The following is a 15,768-nucleotide window of genomic DNA, read 5'->3' as shown; positions in this document are numbered from 1 at the left end:
ATAGACGCCCCTCCCCAAACAGCACCGACCTGCCACTCGCCTTCGCCGAGTGCGATGGACCGCCCGGCGCTCAGGGGACCGCGTAGCCCGGGACGGAGGGCCAGCGGACGGTGATCACGACCGAATCCTCCTCGGCGTACCAGGAGTGGTCGACTCCCCGCCCCCAGACGACGTAGTCCCCCGGCTCGGCGAGCAGCACGCCGCGGCCCGGCAGTTCGACCCGGAACCGGCCGCGCACCAGGATGAGCAGCGCGGTGCGCTTCTCGCCCCTGACCCATTCGGCCCGCTCGTCGCCGCGGGCGTGCACGCCCCACTTGATCTCGACCTCGTCGCTGTGGCGCGGGTCGCCGGGCGGCTTGAAGTGCCCGAGCAGCCAGCCTTGGTCGCCGGCCGCGTCCACGTCGGCGCGCCCGACGTACACCCCGTCCATCGGGTCCGCCGAGTCCGCCGGGTCCGCCGGGCCTGCCGGGTCGGTCATGTCCGTCACGGACGGTGACGCTAGCAGGCGGCCGGCGTTCCGCGGCGAGGAGGCGGGGATGGCGGGGGTCAACTGGGATGGTCGGAGGTCTCCACACAGGACCGAATCGCCGGTAACCTGACGTGGTTCACATAATGAGCTGACAATGGGCATTGACTGCCTGTGCGGGAGTTTTCGCACGCCGGGGGCTTGTGGTGAAAGGGCGGGACAGCGCCGCACCGGGGATCGGTCCCGGCTGTCCGAAACCGGTTTGACCTGCGGTCGCACCCATTCGATCAGGGTCGCGCCGAAACCCCACCACGTGTGACCGTATTTACTCAATTAGTTGACTCTTTGCGCCAAAGCCCCTACCTTTAGGGCGCTATGGGAGCGCTCCCACTTTCCGGGACCCGGTGACGACCACCGGAAGACGACCGGGAAGATGGGAGGCGTGCGCCCTGGTGCCGCCCGGAATCTGGTTGTTCGCGCGTCGATGAGAGGATTTCCCCCGTGCCTCAGTACGTTCTCCACGGTGGCGGCTATCACGCCGAGGTGACCAAGATGGGCGCGGCCCTGCGAGTGCTCAGGCACGGCGACCGCGACCTGGTGGCCACCTGGCCCTCCGAGGGACCCGTCCCGCACTACAGCGGCACCCTGCTCGCCCCCTGGCCCAACCGCGTGGCCGGCGGCCGCTACGGTTTCGACGGCGAGCGGTTCGAGGTCCCGGTCAACGAGCTCGAACGCGGCCACGCGCTGCACGGCCTGGTGGCCTTCGCCGACTGGGAGCTGGTCGAGCCGCCCACCGCCGAGGGCGACCAGGGGTTCGTGCGGCTCGCGCACACCATCGAGCCCACCCCCGGCTACCCGTTCCGCCTGGCCCTGCAGGTGCGGTACGCGGTGAGTCCCGAGGGGCTGGCGACGACGCTCACCGCCGAGAACATCGGCGAGCGCCGGGCCCCCTACGGTTGCGGCCCGCACCCGTGGCTGATCGCCGACGACGGCCCCGAGACGGGCTGGGAGCTCGACCTGCCGGCCGGCCGCGTGCTGCGCGTCGACGACGTCCTGATCCCCACCACGCTGGAGCCGGTCGACGGCACGCCGTTCGACTTCCGCTCCCCCCGCCCGCTCGCCGCCACCGTGATCGACGAGGCGTTCACCGGGCTGGACGCGGCCCCCGACGGCTTCGCCCGCGTGCGGCTGAGCGGCGAGCGCGGCGCGGTGCAGATCGTCTGGGACGCGGCGGCGATGCCGTGGGTGCAGGTCTGCACGGGCACCGGCTTCGGCCACCGGGGCATCGCCGTCGAACCGATGACCTGCCCGCCGGACGCCTTCAACACCGGCACCGACCTCGTCGTCCTGGAGCCGGGAGACAAGCACGAGGTCACCTGGACCATCTCCGCCGTGTGAGGCGCGCGCGCCCGGGCGGCCGGCGAGGGCCCCGGTCTTCGCCGGCCCCGCCCGGCCTTCCTTTCTCCTTCCCTTCCCCTGACCGTCTTGACCAGCCGAAGTGATGTGACCGATGGAGAGCAGGACCAAGCGCCGGCTGTCGGCCGCCCAGTTGGACGCGCTGATCCGTGGAGCAGTGGGAACGGGGGTGCGGTCGGCCGAGGAGCTCACCGACGGCTTCGCCAACGCGGTGTGGCTGGTCACCCTCGACGACGGCCGCCAGGTCGTCGTGAAGGTCGCACCGCCCCCCGAGCTGCGGCAGCTCACCTACGAGCGTCACCTGCTGCGCACCGAGGCGCTGGTGTACCACCTGGCCGGACCCACCGGCCTGCCGCTGCCGCGGCTGCTGCACTCGGGCTTCGACGACCCGGGGCTCGGCGGCGACTATCTGCTGTTCTCGGCGCTGGACGGCGTCCCGTGGAGCCAGGCGGGCTCCCTGACCGACGCCGACCATCGCGCGCTGCGGCACGAGGTGGGCGGTCATCTGGCGACGCTGCACACGATCCCCGGCCAGGGCGTCTACGGCTACCCCTACGCCGGGCTCACCGGCACGACGTGGCGCGACGCCTTCGTGGTGATGACCGGCGCGCTGCTGGACGACGCGGTCCGCTACGCCACGCCGCTGCCCTGCTCGCTGGTGGACATCGCGGGCGCCATCCACGCCAACCTCCACGTGCTGGAGGAGGTGACGGCGCCCTCACTGGTCCATTTCGACATCTGGCCCGGCAACGTGTTCGTGACCGCGCGGGACGAGGGGCCGCCGCGCGTCCAGGCGCTGATCGACCACGAGCGGGCCTTCTGGGGCGACCCGCTGGCCGACTTCATCACTCCGACGATCTTCGGGCGGCTGAGCGAGGACGACCCGATGCTGGTGGGGTACCGGCAGGCGGGCGGCAAGCTGGACCTGACCCCGCAGGCCCGCGTCCGCGAGGCTCTGTACCGGCTGTACCTCAACCTCATCCTGCTGGTGGAGAACGGCCCCCGGCAGTACCCGCCGGAGGACTACGCCCGCATCCGCGAGCCGGCGACCACCGGGGTGACCAACTGTCTGGCGCTGCTCAGGCAGCGCTGACGCGCCGTCCCCGGACACGCCAGGAGCGCCGCCGCCCTCAGCGAGTGCGGGTGAGGCGGGCGCGCCTGACGCCGCGGCCGGCGCGGGCGCCGGGCCGAGCACCGGTGCTCCACCGGCCGTGACAGCCGGCGGCGCCCCGGCAGGGCCGCCCAGGGACCGGGTCCCCGGACGGCCGCCGGGTTGTCGATGGTGTCGCCGCGCATGTCAGGCGCTCGTGTCCCGGCCGGCCCGGGGCCCGGCGACCAGCCGGTCGCCGTCGTAGGCGTCGCGGCCACGCACCGGTTCGGTGGTGGTCTCGACGTGGTCGGCGCCAGGGTAGGCGCCGCGGTCGGCGGGACGGGCGGCGGGGATCTCCACCCGGTCGTCGACGCCGTCGCCGTCATGGTCGGGCAGGTGCGCGTGCCGTCCGGCCGGCGTGGGCGCGGCGGCGGTGGCGGTGGCGGCCGGAGCGGTGTTCTCGGCCTCCAGCCGGCGCTCGAGGCGGCGCTTCTCCTCCTCCAGCCGGGCGACGCGGTCACGCGTCTCCACCCGCGCCTCGCGCAGCTTCCTGCGCTTGGCGCCGGCGCGCCGCATGCCGGCCGTGAGGATCATCAGGCCGATCAGGAACACGGCCGCGGTGGCCGCGCCTGCCAGGAACAGCTCCAGCTTGCTGAGCTGGAGGGTCCGGTCGAGCACCGTGACCGACGCCGCGATGCCGCCGGTCTCGTCGTTCGCCACCGCGACCAGGGTCGCGCCGGCGAGCACGATCAAGAGCAGGCCCAGCACTATCATGTGACCTCAACTCCAAGTCGCCTCGTTGTCGCCCCTTCGTGGGCGCAGACCGACTGCCCCGGAGCCTTCCGGTTATTCCTCCCGCGCCCCAACCGTGACGTACGCGATCGCCGTGGGCGCCGGGGAATCCGGCCCGCGGGCTCCTCGGTGGCCCGCGGGCCACGCATGGTCACGAAAGGCGCCGCCCGTCCGCCGCGCCGGGCTTCACCCGGAAGGCGGGGTGTGCGATGATTTCATCAGGTGATGAAAAATGCGGACCACATGTGCGATCGCCGGAGGCGGCCCCGCCGGCGCCGTCCTGGCCCTCCTGCTCGCCCGGGCCGGGGTGGAGGTGACGCTGCTGGAGAAACACGCCGACTTCCTGCGCGACTTCCGCGGCGACACCGTCCATCCCTCGACCCTGCAGATCCTCGACGAGCTCGGGCTCGCCGGGGAGTTCCTCGCGCTGCCTCACCGCAAGGCCGAGAAGGTGCTGGTGTGGACCGACGAGCGCGTCCTGACCGTCGCCTCCCTGCGCGGGCTGAAGAGCAGGTTCCCCTACATCGCGTTCGTCCCGCAGTGGGACTTCCTCAACCTGGTCACCGCGGCGGCCCGGCGCTATCCCACCTTCCGGCTGCTCATGGAGGCCGAGGTGGTGGGCCTCATCCGGGAGGGCGGCGCCGTGCGCGGCCTGCGCTACCGCGACCGGGACGGGCGGGAGCACGAACTGCGCGCGGCCCTCACCATCGGCGCCGACGGGCGGCGCTCGGCCGTGCGCCGCGCCGCGGGCCTGGTCCCGGTGGAGCACGGCGCGCCCATGGACGTGCTGTGGTTCCGGCTGCCGCGCGAGGACGGCGACACCGCAGACGCCTTCCTGCGCGTCTCGGCCGGGCGGATGATGGTCGCGATCAACCGCGAGAGCTACTGGCAGCTCGCCTACCTGATCCCGAAGGGCCGGTTCGAGCAGGTCAGGGCCGAGGGCATCGAGGCGCTGCGCGCCTCCATCGGCACGCTGGTGCCCTTCCTCGCCGGCCGCACCGGGGAGCTGGCGAGCATGGAGCAGGTCAGCGTCCTGCGGGTCGCCGTCAACCGGCTGCGCCGCTGGCACCGTCCCGGGCTGCTGCTCCTCGGGGACGCCGCGCACGCCATGTCACCGGTGTTCGGCGTCGGCATCAACCTGGCCGTGCAGGACGCGGTGGCCGCCGCCAACCTGCTCGCCGGGCCGCTGCGCGCCGGGGCGGTCCCCGAGGAGCTGCTGCGCCGGGTGCAGCGCCGCCGCACCCTGCCCACGGTCGTCACCCAGCTCGCGCAGCGCGCGGTGCAGGCCCTGGTCATCGGCCCGGCGCTGCGCGACGCGCCCCGGCCGGCACCGGCCCTGCGTGATCGCGCCACGCCGGGCGGGGCGGCGCGGCCGCGTGATCCCGCGCGCCTGCCGCTCATCGGAGCCCTCGCCCGCCGCTTCGTCGGCTTCGGCGTCCTGCCCGAGCATGTCCGCACGCCCGAGGCTCCCCGGGCAGGCGCCTCCTGACGGCACGAAGGGGCGCGAAAGGGTCCGGATGGGCGAGCCGGCCTCGCGACGGCCGGCGTACGGGCGTGGCACGACTCCTCGCATCTCCCCCCGAATGGAGAAAGATTTCTCACCTTGTGGACACGGACTCTGTCACACGGGGAAAGGTGCAATAGCCTTTTAGCGTGAGCGCCGAACCGATCAACCTGGATTCCTGGCGGGAGCTGCCCGCCGCGCAGCAGCCCGAGTGGCCCGACCACTCGGCGCTGGAGCGCACCGTCGCCGAGCTGCAGGGTCTGCCACCGCTGGTGTTCGCCGGCGAGTGCGACGAGCTCAAGGACCGGCTCGCCGCCGTGGTGCGCGGCGAGGCGTTCGTGCTGCAGGGCGGCGACTGCGCCGAGACCTTCGCCGGCGCGACCGCCGACAACGTGCGCAACAAGCTCAAGACGCTGCTGCAGATGGCCATCGTGCTCACCTATGCCGGCCGTGTCCCCGTCGTCAAGATCGGCCGGCTGGCCGGGCAGTTCGCCAAGCCGCGTTCCAGTGGGACCGAGACCCGGGGCGGGGTCGAGCTGCCCGCCTACCGCGGCGACATGGTCAACGGCTTCGACTTCACCCCCGAGTCGCGCACGCCCGACCCCGCGCGGCTGCTGCGCGCCTACCACTCCTCGGCCGTCACGCTCAACCTGGCGCGCGCCTTCACCAAGGGCGGCTACGCCGACCTGCGGCAGGTGCACGCCTGGAACCAGGACTTCGTGGCCGAGTCGCCGGCCGGCCGCCGCTACGAGCAGCTCGCCCGCGAGATCGACCACGCGCTGGCGTTCATGCGGGCCTGCCGCGCCGATCCCGAGGAGTTCCACACCGTCGAGTTCTACTCCTCGCACGAGGCGCTGATCCTCGACTATGACCGCGCGCTCACCCGCGTCGACTCCCGCACCGGCCTGCCCTACGACGTGTCGGCCCACATGGTGTGGATCGGCGAGCGCACCCGTCAGCTCGACGGCGCCCACGTCGAGTTCTTCAGCCGCATCCGCAACCCCATCGGCGTCAAGCTCGGGCCCACCACCTCGCCCGAGGACGCCCTCGCGCTCATCGACAAGCTCAACCCCGCCAACGAGCCCGGCCGGCTGACCTTCATCACCCGCATGGGGGCCTCCAAGGTGCGCGACGCGCTGCCCACGCTGGTGGAGAAGATCCACGCGAGCGGCGCCCAGGTCGCGTGGATCTGCGACCCGATGCACGGCAACACCTTCGAGGCGCCGAGCGGCCACAAGACCCGCAGGCTCGGCGATGTGCTGGACGAGGTCACCGGCTTCTTCGAGGTGCACCACGCCCTCGGCACCCACCCGGGCGGCATCCACATCGAGTTCACCGGCGACGACGTCACCGAGTGCGTCGGCGGCGGCCACCCGATCGTCGAGGAGGACCTGGCGCTGCGCTACGAGACGGCCTGCGACCCGCGCCTCAACCGCAGCCAGTCGCTCGACCTGGCCTTCCAGCTCGCCGAGCTCTACCGCTCCAGCTGAGCCCGGCGGGCCCGCACGGCAACGGCCGGGCCCGCCGTGCGCCGAGCCGGGCGGGCCCCGCACGACGAGAGCCGGCCCCGCCGCCCGTGGAAAAGGGCGGCGGGGCCGGCTCTGGCGTTCGCGTGGCTCCCGTGCTCGAGGGCGGCGGCCTCGCTCAGGGGCGGCGGCCGTCGTCGGGGCCCTCGGCGACCCCGGAGTCGATGTCGGAGGCGATCTCCTTGCGGATGGCCTCCATGTCCAGGGCGCGCACCTGCCTGATCAGGTCCTCGAGCGCGGGCTCGGGCAGCGCCCCCGGCTGGGCGAACACGACGATGCCGTCCCTGATCGCCATGACCGTGGGGATGGAGGTGATCTCGAAGCCTTCCGCCAGGCCCCGCTCGGCCTCGGTGTCGATCTTGCCGAAGGTGATGTCCTCGTGCTTCTGCGAAGCCTTCTCGAAGATGGGCCCGAAGGTGCGGCAGGGCCCGCACCACGCCGCCCAGAAGTCGAGCAGGACGATGCCCTCGTCGGCGATGTCGTTGAAGTTCTTCTCGGTCACCGCGATGGTCGCCACAGTGTTTCCTCGTCTCGTGTCTCGTCGATTCCGATCGGCATAACCATCTACCCTTTCCCGGAATTCCGCACCAGATGGCGTCTGGGGGGCGCCCCGCGTCCCGGTGGAAACGAGCCGGCCACCCCTGGGGGACCCAGGGGTGGCCGGAGGGAGCGGCGCGGCTTCGGCGGCGAGGGGGGCCGGGCGGCGGCGGTTCGTCGCCGCCGTGAGGCCGGTGGGGCGAGGGCCACCGCGGTTCGCCGGGCGTCGGCTAGGAGCAGTCCTTCGCCAGCTTCTGGGTGGCTTCGGTGGCCTGGGTGCCGAGCTTGGTCAGCTCGGTCGCCGCCGCGGCCGGGTTCGACGCGTCGATCTTGATGGCGCCCCAGGTGAGGGACAGCTCCGTCAGGGTGTCCTTCAGGTGGCCGTCGGCCTTGCCCGACAGGCCCTTCAGCTTGGCGGCCAGGCCGGCGTTCGCGGTGTTGAAGGCGTCCAGGTTTCCGGCGCCGGCCGCGGCCTGGGTGCTGTAGTCCTGGAACGCCTTGACGGCGTCCTGGCAGACCGCCTTGGTGCTGCCGCCGCCGCATCCCGTCGTCAGCGAGAGGAGTACCGCCGCCGCGCAGACGGCGAGGGCGCGGCGGGAGAGGATGAGGGACATCGTGCGCCTTTCCTAGTGATCTCTTCGATCGAGAAGCTAGTGGCGGCGCCTTACAGGCCGCTTTCATCCCGCCTGCACGCGGGTCCCGGCCGTTCCCGGGCCCGCGCGCCGCGCGCTTCGTCCGATCACTCGTCGGGGCGCATGCCGTCTTGGGGTGCGGTGGTCCTTCGGCGGCCCGCCGCGGTTCCCCGCGGGCGCTCGCAGGCCCTGCGGGGAACCGGGTCAGGTCGCACGTTCGGCGCTCCAGGCCGCGTGCGTCCTACAGCTTGAGCCCGAACAGCAGCGGGTCGTGGTCGGAGGAGCGGAAGGCTCCCGGCGAGTAGAGGGCCGGCGGGTTGAACTCGGTGTTGTAGTCCATGAACCTGCCCTCGTCGGCGTTGACGTGCCAGATGGTGGCGCCGGTCACCTGCTTGAGCAGCCGCCTGCCGACCAGCACGTGGTCCAGCTCGCCCGACAGGCTGTCGAAGACGTAGCTGTAGCGGTCCTTCTTGTCGAGGAACTTCTTGCTGACGCTCACCAGCTTCCCGGCCTCCAGGGTGTGGATCGGGTCCTCCTCGCCGTAGGCGTTGAGGTCGCCGAGCACGACCGGGTTGGTGAGGCCCAGGGTGTCGATCAGGCCGAGGACGGCCTTGGCCTGGCGGACGCGCTCGTCGTTGAAGCAGCTCTGCCCGTCGCCCTGGTCCAGGTCGGCACCGGTGGCGCCGTCGCAGCCCTTGGACTTGAAGTGGTTGACGATCATCGTGAAGGAGGATCCACCGCCCTTGACGCGCTGGAACTCCTGGATGAGCGGCGGCCGGCGGAAGACCGGGTCACCGGAGGAACGGGGAGCGCCGACCGGCTTGACCACCGCCGGCTTGTAGATGAGGGCGACCTGGATGGCGTCGGTCCCGGGGACCGGCGAGGTGACGCCCTTGTAGGTGCCCGCGCCGACGGCGGCGTTGAGCGCGTCGACCAGGGTGGTCAGCGCGGTGGCGCCGTTGTTCTCGACCTCCATGAGCCCGGCGACGTCGGGGTCGAGGCCCTTGAGGGTGGAGACCAGCTTGGCGAGCTGGCGGTCGCGCTCCTCGGCCGTGGTGGCGCCGCGCGATCCGAGCGTGGTGAACCAGTTGAGGGTGTTGAGGCTCGCGACCCGGACGTTGCCGCCGACCTTGCCGGGCGCGGCCGGGCGCGGGTTGTCGGGGGTGAAGACGACCGGCTGGGACGGCTCCACGCGGTACAGGCCGAAGCCGTAGGTCAGCACACCGGTGAGGCCGGTGGTGGCGTCGCCGACGCGCACGGTGTTGGCGCCGTTGGTGTGGTAGGGCAGCTCGGGCGGGTTCTGCAGGTTGGAGGCGTCGTCGAGCAGGATCCGGCGCCGGGCGTCCAGCGCCGGGTCGACCTTCTCGCGGTCGGTCGGCTGGAAGAGGCGGCCGTGGGAGGACAGGGTGATCTCGCCGTAGCGGCCGAGGTTGTAGACCTCCGAGACGGTGAGCGCCTGCGGGAAGGTGACCAGCACGCCCTCCAGCGGCTCCAGGCTCGCGCCCTCGGCGACCGGCAGCTTGACCTTCGCGGGCTTGACCTTGCCGGTGCCGCACACCTCGACGGAGGTGACCGGGGACAGCTCGGTCAGGCCGTTGTACTCGGTGACGGTGCCGCTGACCAGCACGCGGTCGCCGACGGCGGCGGGCTTGGCGGTGAAGACGAACACCGCGTCGGAGGTGGCCGGGTCGGCGTCGGGGGTCGGGTCCTGCAGGTAGAAGCCGCCGAGGGATCCGGTGCCCTGGTAGTCGGCGGTGACGACGCCCTCGACGCGCACGGTCTGCCCGGCCAGCGGGCTGGTCGCGCCGCCGCCCTGGACCTGCGCGATCTGGTGGTCCGCCGGGAGCGTGCAGGGCTCGGCGGTGCGGGTCGGCGTGGGGCTCGCCGTCGGCGTCTCGGTGGGGGTCGGCGTGGGGGTGGGGGTGTCGGTCGGCGTCACCGTGGGCGTCGGGGTGACCGTCGGCGTCGGCGTGGGGTCGCCCGGCGTCGTGCCGCAGGGGGCGGCGGGGGTCGCCGAGTTGCGCGGCGCCGGGGCGCCGGCGGTGAAGTCGGCGGCGTTGGCGTCGGTGTCGGCGCAGCCGTGCTCGCCGCGGATCGCCGCGGTGGAGTTGGTCAGCGCCGGGGCCGCCGCGCCCTCGGAGAAGTTGGCGGTGCCGTATCCCACCAGGTCGCCCAGCAGGGCGAGCTGGTCGGCCGTGCAGGGCGCCGAGCCGCCGTTGCAGGCGAGGCCCTCGGCGGAGCGGACCAGCGCGACCTTGCCCGCCGTGCCGCTCAGCGCGAGGCCGCCGGTGGCGTCGGGGGCCGGCAGCGGGGCGCTGGGCGTCGCACCCGCGGCGAGCTGGACCAGGTGGTAGCGCCCGGGGGCGAGGGTGCCGGACAGGTCGAGCTTGTTGGCGGCGAAGGTCCCGGTGCCGGTGGCGCTGGCGTACTGCAGGGACCATCCCTCGAGGGTGACGGCGGAGTCGCCGCGGTTGAACAGCTCCACGAAGTCGTTGGTGAAGGGGGCGCCGGTGTTGCCACCGCCGCCGTACACCTGGCTGATCACGACGGTCCCCGGCTCGGCCGAGGCCGGGGACGAAGAGAGGGCGGCGGCACCGGCGACGATCATGCCGGCGGCCGTGAGGGCGGCGAGCGCCCGGGATAGAGCACGCATGACCGGGAGCGTAGGCCCGGGAAAGCCCGCTATCTCGTACTAGAACTAGATAGAAGGTGAAATAACCGAAGCTTGACAGTTGATGTCTAGCGAGCGCCGCCAGGCTTGTCGTGCTTGGACCTAGCGGGCCGGGCGCACCCGACGCCATGGATACACTCTGTCAGCTTCCCGTCACGATTTAGCGACCCGTTACCCGACATTGGGTATGACTTTGGCATGACGCCCCCGCTGAAGACGCTCTCCCTCGACGTCGGCTGGCAGACCTGCGACGCGTCGGCCGCGTGCGTGGGAATCACGTGCCGGCCCTACGACCGCTGCCTGGCCCATCTGACCCCCGCCGAGCTGGAGGAGGTCCTGGCCCGCCTCGCGCCCGGGGGCGGGGTCGACCTGCGCGGCACCACCCTCGCGGAGGAGCTGCTGGACCGCGTGCTGTCGGCCACGGGGCGCCATCTCGGCAGGGCCAGGTTCGACCGCGCGCGGTTCACCGGGCCGACCCGGTTCGGCGAGGTCGTCTTCGCGGGGGACGCGAGCTTCGACCATGCCCGCTTCGACCGTCTCGCCTCCTTCTTCGGCACCCGCTTCACCCGCAACGCCTCCTTCCGCGAGGTGCGCTTCTCCCGCGAGTTCTCCATGCACGGCGCCCGCCTGCGCGGGCACGGCGCCTTCGACCGCGTGCGCATCGGCAGCGACGCGCTGTTCGGCGACGCCCGGTTCGGCAGGGACGCCTCCTTCCGCGGCGCCGAGTTCCACGGGTTCGCCGCCTTCGACGGCGCGGTCTTCGACAACGACGCCCTGTTCCGCGGGTCCCGCTTCCGCCGGGCGGTGTCCTTCCGCAAGGCGGCCTTCGGCGGCACGGCCGGGTTCGAGGGGGCCGGGTTCCACGGCGGCGCCTACCTCACCGGTCTGCGCGCGGGCCGCCGGCTCGTGCTCTCCGGCGTCCACGCCTCGGCGCCGGTGGAGCTGGAGGCCGCGGGATGCCCGGTCGACCTGCGCGGGGCCCGGCTCTCCTCCCGGCTCACCGCGCGCCTGTCGGACGTCGACCTGGAGCTGCGCGAGGCCGTGCTCGGCGGGCCGGCGACCGTGACCGGCGCGGCCGGCGGGCTTCGGGTGCTGTCGCTGGACCGGCTGGACGCCGGCGCGCTGACGCTGCGCGGGGCCGACCTGAGCGGCTGCCGGCTGGCCCAGGTCCGCCATCCGGAGGCGCTGCGGCTGTCGGAGTGCGTCTTCGCCGGCACTCCGCGGGGCGTGCGGGTCGCCCTGAACTGGCCGCCGGTGCTGTGGTGGAGCGAGCGCCGGGTCCTCGCCGACGAGCGGGCCTGGCGCGGCTGGTCCACGCGTCCCGAGCAGCCGCTCGACCCGGGCCGGCTGGCCGGCCTGTACGAGCGGCTGCGGCGCGCGGTGGACGACAAGAAGGTCGCGGCCGACTTCGCGTTCGGCGCCATGGAGATGCGCCGCCTGGCGACCCGGCGGCGCCGGGTGCGGCTGGCCCTCGCGGCCTACTGGCTGGCCTGCGGGTACGGCCTGCGCATGGGGCGCGCGTTCGGCTGGCTGGTCGTGGCGGCGGCCGTCGCCGCCGGGGCGCTGTTCTGGACGGCCGGCGCCCATCCCGCCCGGCGCCCGGTCGGCCACCGCTCCCCCGCTCCCGCCCCGGTCGTGCACGCCACCGCGACCGGCGTCGGCTGACCCGCGGGCCAGAGGGGGTCTGAGCGGCACAGATGCGCGCCCGCATATCGGGGGAACCGGCCCGACCTCCAGGGATGCGTCAGGGATTACCCGGATTACCCCCCGGCCCGCCCTGAGGAGACAATGAGGGCCGGAGCCCACGGAGGGCGGAGACCTGGGGAGAGCATGGCGAGCGCGAGTGTCATCGACGACTACGTGAGCACACTCGGCCGCACGCTGCGGGGCTCCACGCGCGTCAGGCGCGATCTGCTCGCCGAGGCGCGCGACGGCCTCGCCGACTCCGCCGAGGCGTACCTGGCCGAGGGGTTCGACCGGGCGGAGGCCGAGCGCATGGCCGTCGCCGAGTTCGGTCCGGTCGACGAGATCGCCCCCGGTTACCAGGAGGAGATCGCCGCCCACCAGGGTCGCAGGACCGCCGCGGTGATGTTCGTGACCGTGCCGCTCATGACGCTGATGTGGAGCGTCATCTGGAAGATCTTCCCCGAGAACCCCTGGACCGTCACCGAGGTCAGGGCGGCGTGGTTCACACCGCTCGCGCGCTTCCTCGACTTCTTCCAGTTCGGCGTGGGCGTCCTCGGCGCGCTGGCGCTGCTCGCCTTCAGCGGTCCGCTGCGCGCGGTGCGGCGCCCGGGCGTGCTCACGCGTGCCCTGGGCATCCTGCTGTGGATCCAGGTGCCGGCCATCTGCCTGATGGGGCTCGCCCTGGCGGCGGGCGCCGGCCGGGCGCTGAGCGGCTTCGACGCCTACCCGCCGGGCATGGTCGCGAGCCTGGTGAGCTACCTGGTGTCGGGCTCGCTGCTGTGGAGCGCCACCCGCTGCGTGATCGTTTCGCGCCCGCTGCCGGCCGCGTCCGCCGCGACGGTCTCCCAGCGGAGCGCGCTGAACTGAGCGGCGCCGCCCCGGCCGGCGCGTGCCGGGGCGCCCGTTCCCGAGGCGGTGCGCAGGGCGTCCAGTCCTAGAGGCAGGGCACTGGCCTCCTGCGGCGCGTTCACTCCTGGGGCTGAGGCGCCGACTCCTGGGGCCGGGGGGACAGGACGCTGCCGATGGCGTCGGTGAACTGCCGCCACGACGACCGCTCGCCGGCCAGCGCGGCGTACCCGCCGGAGGTCAGCCGGTAGGTGCGGCGCCGGCGGCCGGCGACCGTCGCCCACTCGCTCGTCAGGTGGCCCACCCGCTCCAGCCGGCGCAGGGCGGGGTAGACGGTGCCGGTCGGGACGTTGAGCGCGCCTCCGCTGCGCTCCTGCAACGCCTCGATGATCGCGTAACCGTGCAGCGGCCCGCCCTCCAGGACGGAGAGCAGCAAAGCGTCCATGTGACCGCGGAGCGCGTCGGGATTCACCGCTCAAGCCTACTCAGGTGCGTCATGACGTCATTCTATAGGTAGGCTCTCTACATGTAGGCAGACACAACGTAGAGAAAGAGGAGCCATGGACGTGACCGACCTGGCGCGGCTCCAGTTCGCGGTGACGGGGGCCCTGCACTTCCTGTTCGTCGTGCTGACGCTGGGCCTGGCCCCCCTCGTCGCGATCATGCAGACCCGCCACGTCATCAGCGGCAGGCCGGTGTTCGAGCGCATGACGCGTTTCTGGGGCCAGATCTATCTGATCAACTACGCGCTCGGCGTGTTCACCGGCCTGGTGATGGAGTTCCAGTTCGGGCTGAGCTGGAGCGGGCTGACCCACTACGCCGGGGACGTGTTCGGCGCGCCCCTGGCGATCGAGACGCTGGTGGCGTTCTTCCTGGAGTCCACCTTCCTCGGCCTGTGGATCTTCGGCTGGAACCGCCTGCCCAAGAAGCTGCACCTGGCGTGCATCTGGCTGGTGGCGCTCACCGCCTACGCCAGCGCCTTCTGGATCATGGTGGCGAACTCCTTCCTGCAGCACCCGGCCGGCAGCGTCCAGCGCGGCGACCACCTGGTGCTGACCGACTTCGGCGCGCTGCTCGCCAACCCGAGCCTGGTGATGGCCTTCCCGCACGTCATCGGCGCCGGACTGTTCGCCGGCAGCTCCGTGATCATCGGCGCCAGCGCCTACCAGCTCTTCCGCCGCACCCCCGAGCAGGAGTTCTTCCGCCGGTCGCTGCGCACAGGGGTGGTGTGGGCGCTCGTCGGCACCAACATCGCCGTCGGCTTCGGGTACGCGCAGTTCGGCTTCGTCCGCGACATCCAGCCCGACAAGTTCAAGGGCGCGATCCCCGGGATGGCGCTCGGCAACATGATCCTCATCGGGCAGCTCGTGCACCTGATCGTGCTGTTCCTGCTGCTGCCGCTGCTGTTCCGCGACCTGCTCGCCCGCGCCCGGTGGCTGCATCCGATGCTCATGCTGATGACGCCGCTGCCGTTCGTCGCCGCGGTCCTCGGCTGGCTCGTCCGCGAGGTCGGCCGCCAGCCCTGGCTGGTGTACGGCAGGCTCACGGTGGCCGACGCCATGTCGCCCGGCCTGACCAGGCCGATGATCACCCTCTCCTTCGCCGCCTTCGCGGGCGTGCTGGCGCTGCTGGCCCTGGCCGACTACCTGCTGATCGCCCGGGTCGTCCGGCGCGGCCCCGACAGGGCCGACCTCGGCGTCGCCGAGCCCGCCGACCCCTCCCCCACCCCCTCGCTCGTCCTGTGACCCCCGGCGGCAAGGCCGCCCCCGAATGAGGAGCTCCCCCCATGGAGATCATCTGGTTGGCGATCCTCGCCGTGCTGCTGGTCGGCTACTTCGCCCTCGAAGGCTTCGACATCGGCGTCGGCATGCTCCTCCCGGTGCTCGGCCGGGCCCGCGAACGGGCCGGCGAGCCGGGCACGCGCGCGCGGCACCGCGACCGCCTGGTGGCCGCGATGGCCCCGTTCGTCCTGGCCAACGAGATCTGGCTGATCGCGGCGGCCGGCACGCTGTTCGGCGCGTTCCCCTCCCTGGAAGGGACGGTGGTCCACGGCCTGTACCCGGTCGTGGTGACCCTGCTGGTGTCCTGGATCCTGCGCGACGCGGGCCTGTGGTTCCGGCGCAGGCTGGACGGCGCCGCCTGGCGCGGCTTCTGGGACGCCGTGCTGTGCGCCGGCTCCTGGGGCCTGGCCCTGAGCTGGGGCGTCGCCCTGGCGTCGGTGGCGCGCGGGCTGCCGGACGGGCCCTTCGACCTGGCCGGCCTGCTCGGCGGCGCCGTGGTGGCCGCCGTGTTCGCCTTCCACGGCCGGGCCTTCACCGAGTGGCGCCTGTCGGGCCCGGCCGAGGCCCGCCGCACCGGCCGGCGGCTGCGCCTGTCGGCCGCCGTCGCCGCCCTGCCGGTGGCCGTGCCGCTCGCGGCGCTGTCCCCGGTGCTGCTGGAGCACGCCGCCTCCCCCGCGACGCTGAATGTGCTCAATCTCATCGTCCTGCCCGTCGTCCCCATCATGGTCGCGGCGCAAGTATGGGTATGGCGCACCTTCGGCCCGGCCAGGCCGGCGGGCGCCGCCGCGGCCGTCCCCTCCTTCTTCTAGAGGACCTTCGAG

The 15,768-nt window shown here is 72.8% G+C and carries 13 protein-coding genes and 1 pseudogene; 8 read left to right on the top strand and 6 right to left on the bottom strand.

Annotated features, from left to right (window positions below):
- Positions 1-70 precede the first annotated feature (70 nt).
- Entirely contained in the window at positions 71-478 is a 408-nt protein-coding gene (locus ACFQSB_RS13430) for a cupin domain-containing protein (protein ID WP_380826758.1), read from the bottom strand.
- A 489-nt stretch (positions 479-967) separates the two neighbouring features.
- Between ACFQSB_RS13430 and ACFQSB_RS13425 the strand changes: the two genes are divergently transcribed.
- Together ACFQSB_RS13425 and ACFQSB_RS13420 are read left to right on the top strand one after the other, a co-directional pair.
- On the top strand, positions 968-1,864 hold the full coding sequence (locus ACFQSB_RS13425; protein WP_380826654.1) for an aldose 1-epimerase family protein: 897 nt from the start codon (positions 968-970) through the stop codon (positions 1,862-1,864).
- 112 nt (positions 1,865-1,976) lie between these two features.
- The gene (locus tag ACFQSB_RS13420) at positions 1,977-2,975 is read left to right on the top strand and encodes a phosphotransferase family protein (RefSeq protein WP_380826653.1); all 999 of its coding nucleotides are present in this window, start codon (positions 1,977-1,979) and stop codon (positions 2,973-2,975) included.
- Between the two features lie 204 nt (positions 2,976-3,179).
- Here the strand turns inward: ACFQSB_RS13420 and ACFQSB_RS13415 are convergent, their stop codons facing one another.
- Positions 3,180-3,746: a hypothetical protein gene (locus tag ACFQSB_RS13415; protein WP_380826650.1), complete on the bottom strand. Its 567-nt coding sequence runs from the start codon at positions 3,744-3,746 to the stop codon at positions 3,180-3,182.
- 250 nt (positions 3,747-3,996) lie between these two features.
- Between ACFQSB_RS13415 and ACFQSB_RS13410 the strand changes: the two genes are divergently transcribed.
- Positions 3,997-5,253, top strand: coding sequence for an FAD-dependent oxidoreductase (locus ACFQSB_RS13410; protein WP_380826648.1), 1,257 nt, complete (start codon positions 3,997-3,999; stop codon positions 5,251-5,253).
- A 164-nt stretch (positions 5,254-5,417) separates the two neighbouring features.
- Positions 5,418-6,758: a class II 3-deoxy-7-phosphoheptulonate synthase gene (locus tag ACFQSB_RS13405; protein WP_354836165.1), complete on the top strand. Its 1,341-nt coding sequence runs from the start codon at positions 5,418-5,420 to the stop codon at positions 6,756-6,758.
- 154 nt (positions 6,759-6,912) lie between these two features.
- Here the strand turns inward: ACFQSB_RS13405 and ACFQSB_RS13400 are convergent.
- The 3 genes and pseudogenes from ACFQSB_RS13400 to ACFQSB_RS13390 form a co-directional block, all read right to left on the bottom strand.
- A pseudogene (locus ACFQSB_RS13400) lies at positions 6,913-7,371 on the bottom strand (thioredoxin family protein); the annotation flags it as partial.
- A gap of 190 nt (positions 7,372-7,561) precedes the next feature.
- Positions 7,562-7,945, bottom strand: a complete 384-nt coding sequence (locus ACFQSB_RS13395; RefSeq protein WP_380826647.1) for a hypothetical protein — start codon at positions 7,943-7,945, stop codon at positions 7,562-7,564.
- A gap of 259 nt (positions 7,946-8,204) precedes the next feature.
- Positions 8,205-10,616 carry an ExeM/NucH family extracellular endonuclease gene (locus ACFQSB_RS13390; RefSeq protein ID WP_380826645.1) on the bottom strand — a complete coding sequence of 804 codons (2,412 nt, stop codon included), beginning with the start codon at positions 10,614-10,616 and terminating at the stop codon, positions 8,205-8,207.
- Between the two features lie 216 nt (positions 10,617-10,832).
- Between ACFQSB_RS13390 and ACFQSB_RS13385 the strand changes: the two genes are divergently transcribed.
- Positions 10,833-12,299 (top strand): pentapeptide repeat-containing protein, encoded by a 1,467-nt coding sequence (locus ACFQSB_RS13385; protein WP_380826644.1) that lies wholly within the window; start codon positions 10,833-10,835, stop codon positions 12,297-12,299.
- A 165-nt stretch (positions 12,300-12,464) separates the two neighbouring features.
- Positions 12,465-13,187 carry a permease prefix domain 1-containing protein gene (locus ACFQSB_RS13380; RefSeq protein WP_380826642.1) on the top strand — a complete coding sequence of 241 codons (723 nt, stop codon included), beginning with the start codon at positions 12,465-12,467 and terminating at the stop codon, positions 13,185-13,187.
- A 100-nt stretch (positions 13,188-13,287) separates the two neighbouring features.
- Here ACFQSB_RS13380 and ACFQSB_RS13375 read toward each other — a convergent pair whose 3' ends face one another.
- Positions 13,288-13,638 (bottom strand): PadR family transcriptional regulator, encoded by a 351-nt coding sequence (locus tag ACFQSB_RS13375; protein ID WP_354836175.1) that lies wholly within the window; start codon positions 13,636-13,638, stop codon positions 13,288-13,290.
- A gap of 88 nt (positions 13,639-13,726) precedes the next feature.
- On the opposite strand from ACFQSB_RS13375, the gene ACFQSB_RS13370 reads away from it, so the two are divergent.
- The gene (locus ACFQSB_RS13370; protein WP_380826640.1) at positions 13,727-14,911 is read left to right on the top strand and encodes a cytochrome ubiquinol oxidase subunit I; all 1,185 of its coding nucleotides are present in this window, start codon (positions 13,727-13,729) and stop codon (positions 14,909-14,911) included.
- 41 nt (positions 14,912-14,952) lie between these two features.
- Positions 14,953-15,756: a cytochrome d ubiquinol oxidase subunit II gene (locus ACFQSB_RS13365; protein WP_380826638.1), complete on the top strand. Its 804-nt coding sequence runs from the start codon at positions 14,953-14,955 to the stop codon at positions 15,754-15,756.
- The last annotated feature ends 12 nt before the right edge of the window (positions 15,757-15,768 follow it).

The organism is Sphaerisporangium rhizosphaerae (assembly GCF_042665155.1).
Lineage (GTDB): Bacteria > Actinomycetota > Actinomycetes > Streptosporangiales > Streptosporangiaceae > Sphaerisporangium > Sphaerisporangium rhizosphaerae.
The sequence above is the reverse complement of the archived record's forward strand: the minus strand, read 5'-3'. Positions and strand labels throughout refer to the sequence as shown.